A 218-nucleotide genomic window follows, 5' to 3' on the forward strand; every position below is an offset into this window, starting at 1 on the left:
CTCTTTGAGGAACAGGCACAGCCAGACCACCTCCGTCGCCGGACACTGAATATGCAGCAGTTCATTGATTTTTCGGCATAACAGCGTAGCGTTTTCGTATTCATCTTTGCAGCGATCGAGGATCAGGCTGGAAGAATAAAGTTGCGGAATAAGGCCGCGCTGCACATAGCCAATCAGCGCCAGGAAGTGTTTGCGCAGCGGGTTAACCAGATTTTCCG

The 218-nt window shown here is 51.4% G+C and carries 1 pseudogene; it reads right to left on the reverse strand.

Annotated features, from left to right (window positions below):
- A pseudogene (locus tag FDX22_RS20305) lies at positions 1 to 218 on the reverse strand (transcriptional regulator); the annotation flags it as partial.

This window comes from Citrobacter sp. TBCS-14, assembly GCF_005280805.1.
Lineage (GTDB): Bacteria > Pseudomonadota > Gammaproteobacteria > Enterobacterales > Enterobacteriaceae > Citrobacter > Citrobacter gillenii.